Below are 2,943 nucleotides of genomic sequence, written 5' to 3'. Positions count from 1 at the left end.
TCAATTAAAACAAATACCCGTTTTCAAAACGGATGAAGAAGCAGAAAACTTCGTTGATACTGCTAATCTTACGGATTATGACTTAACTGGTTTTAAACCCGTTCATTTTGAATTCTTACCTAAAGAATCCTCTTAACCACCTCCCCACCTTTGAAGTGGGGAAGGGGCATACTTTACTTAAGCGACCTTTTTAATGGGGCTCTCGAGATTTGGTTCATAAGCGCGCAACAAAGAATCCATGCTATGCGGTAACTCTGAATCGCCAAAATCTGTGAGAACTGTTAAGATTTTAAGTATACTTGGCATCTCATCTTGAAGTTTTGAAATCAAAGCTTTTTCTATGACAGTCATAGTATCAACCAGAGCAGTACAATCTTTATCATTCATATTTTCATGTCTAGAAAATTGAGATAATGCTATCCATAAATCACATAAGAAGTTGGTATCTATCTTCATTGTACACCTCCATGGATTTGTTCTCTCAAACATGCCAATCCTCTGGATGTGATTTTCGTTGAAGGCAGTACCTTTTCTGTACCATCCGGTCTTTGAATGGTAATAGCGGGACAGTCCATGAAGCCTTTCTTGATTTTATCTTGATAAGGCAACAAAGGCGCCCCTGGAGCCCGACGATACACCCAATCATGTTTACGTAAGTAATCCGTTAAATCCTTTGGTCGTACTTCTAATATCTTTGCTGCTTCAATAATACCAAACAACCCATCAGAACGTTTTAAACCTTCCAAAGCTTCGGCTTTTGGCTTGAGTGTACTCACCTCATTTCTTAAGTCTTCTAATTGATTGATACTCTCTAAAAGGAGCTGTTTAATCGTAAGAGGATTTTCCAATGCATTGGCAAGATTTATTTGCGGTGTTGTCACTTGCTTTGCACGTTTTTCACATTCGATAAAGTATAAACGAGCTTCTCTACCTTTCTTATTGTTCTCCACCATAGAAAGTTCTTTGGCTACACTTAAAGTGAGGTGATATTCTTTAGAGGGACGACCACCTTGGAGGTTTTTCCCAAAATTGGGAAAAACTATATAATCTCTGTTTTCGACAAAATCATATTTGTTAATGCGTTCAGTAATCCAGTCTGCAAACTTTTTACCTACTCCTAAAAACGCATGTAAATCACGTGCATTTACTGTCTGAATCGCATCGCCATCAATGACTTGTTCTGTAATTTCTATAAGAGTGTTCATGTGAACTCCTAGTTGTTAGATGTTTCTTAATGACACTCTAAAAGAGTGCCGGGTGCTAAGAAACACGGCAACTAGCCCGTCGTTATGCCTTTCCCATAAAGGGTATTGTATAGCGTAACCACACCCGACAATGCCATTATATGCGTGTAACATACAATGAGTCAAAACTTTTAGTTGGCGGAGAAGAGATTGTTCCGGCAATCCATCCGCTAGTTGCTTTAAGGTGTTTCTTAGGCACCTGATTCGATTATTCATATCCTTATGATGATGTCAATAGATAATATTACATTTTTCTAAATTATATAAGCACATCTTTACTTTATTTATCGACTCACTTTAAAATTCCTCTCTTTTTATTTATAGCGGAGGGGAAAATAATGCGCGACGTACTTGATACAATTGCGATGATTGTATGGTTGTTATCTTTACCAATTATTATCACTGGGATCGTTTTCGTATGTAGAAAAAAATGGCGCAAAATGGGGTTGAAGACTCTTGGTGTTGGCGCTTTATTGTTTGTCGGTGCTCCGATAGTAGGTGTTGCTGTACAGAAAGACAAACCAGATCAAGTTGTACATAATAATGAAGTTGTTACCCTCTCTTCGACTTCGTCAATAGATGTTGCTACTCAAGATGAAAGCATGGCTCAGGCACCAGTTGAGAATACTGATAAGCAAATCACGCCCACTCAAGACAATAAATCAGATGAAAATGGTGGGTTAGGTTTTTGGGGATGGTTTTGGTTAATTTTCTTTGCGTTTTTTGCGTTTTCCATTTTCGCTTATTGGCAAGATAAACGCAAAAAACGTTTTAAAGAGAAAGTTCCAGAACAGGCTTCAATGTCGCCCCCTCCTGCACATCCTTCTTCTGATTTCTCAGTCGTTAATAAAACATCTCCAGCATTTAAAAACGAACGATTGGAAAAGGGGATCAAGATTTTTCTCCTTTGTGCTCTATTGATTGGGGGTATAGTGGCAGTAATAAGTATTTCACCATGGTTATTAGTAGCCATTATTATTGTTTCACTTTTGGGGATCGCTGTACATTTTGAAAATAAAAATGTAAAGCTTTTTGAAGAACAAGTTGCGATGTTGCAACCATATATTCCTCCCTCTAATTTTTTGGAGGCATGTGAAATGTTTCAAGAACTTGATGCAAGTGAATATGATTATCGTTTAGCGCGTAATGAAAAATTGTTGGGAGTTCAAGAACGCGTTTCCTTTGATATTAGTAAAAAGACCACACTTTGGGGACGTCTTTTGGTTACAGATCAAGCCATTGTATTTGAAAGCCCTGAAAGGAATGAAAGGACTACTTGGACACGAATTGCATCAGTAGCTATAACATACAAAGGATGCCAAGTTAGTCGCCGTACCGGCATTCCGTGGAATTACCAATTCACTGCTTTTTCAAGCCCAAGATTTACAGCAGTAATCCGGGCTCTTGGGCGGCCTTATTGATTTTTAAACACACCAAACAAAGGTGTTTCATTGTTTCTGTTCTCGTAAGATAAGCTTGTACATACCGGATTCAGAGGCTTGGACATCTGTGACCAGGAAGTGCTCTTGAGAAGAGGGGGATTTATTATTTTCAGGTGAGATGATCACAATACTATCTTGAGGTTTTGGTGGTATTCCCCCGATATCATTGATACAAACATCAAGTTCCTTTTTTGCGATTGTGGTGGGGATTCTGCCACCAGCCTCCGATTCCGAATGCTTAATGGTGTAAATCGCTG

Annotated in this window: 5 protein-coding genes; 2 read left to right on the top strand and 3 right to left on the bottom strand. The window is 38.6% G+C overall.

All coding sequences use genetic code 11. The annotated features are described in order from the left end of the window. The first annotated feature begins 13 nt into the window (after positions 1-13). A complete protein-coding gene (locus PVV66_RS09325; protein WP_273719355.1) occupies positions 14-136 on the top strand; it encodes a CopG family antitoxin in 123 nt (40 codons plus the stop codon). A 41-nt stretch (positions 137-177) separates the two neighbouring features. Here PVV66_RS09325 and PVV66_RS09320 read toward each other — a convergent pair whose 3' ends face one another. Beyond that, the gene (locus PVV66_RS09320) at positions 178-456 is read right to left on the bottom strand and encodes a hypothetical protein (RefSeq protein WP_273719352.1); all 279 of its coding nucleotides are present in this window, start codon (positions 454-456) and stop codon (positions 178-180) included. Further along, positions 453-1,205, bottom strand: coding sequence for an antA/AntB antirepressor family protein (locus tag PVV66_RS09315; RefSeq protein ID WP_273719351.1), 753 nt, complete (start codon positions 1,203-1,205; stop codon positions 453-455). Before PVV66_RS09315 ends, PVV66_RS09320 begins: the two co-directional genes overlap by 4 nt. A gap of 377 nt (positions 1,206-1,582) precedes the next feature. Here PVV66_RS09315 and PVV66_RS09310 point away from each other — a divergent pair, with 377 nt between their 5' ends. Next, on the top strand, positions 1,583-2,665 hold the full coding sequence (locus PVV66_RS09310; RefSeq protein ID WP_273719350.1) for a hypothetical protein: 1,083 nt from the start codon (positions 1,583-1,585) through the stop codon (positions 2,663-2,665). A gap of 27 nt (positions 2,666-2,692) precedes the next feature. On the opposite strand, the gene PVV66_RS09305 is transcribed toward PVV66_RS09310, so the two are convergent. Beyond that, a partial coding sequence (locus PVV66_RS09305; RefSeq protein ID WP_273760997.1) for a hypothetical protein occupies positions 2,693-2,943 on the bottom strand: 251 nt, incomplete at its 5' end.

Source organism: Bartonella sp. AU16XJBT (assembly GCF_028618665.1).
Classification (GTDB): Bacteria; Pseudomonadota; Alphaproteobacteria; order Rhizobiales; family Rhizobiaceae; genus Bartonella.
This window is presented reverse-complemented; position numbering and strand designations above follow the sequence as displayed.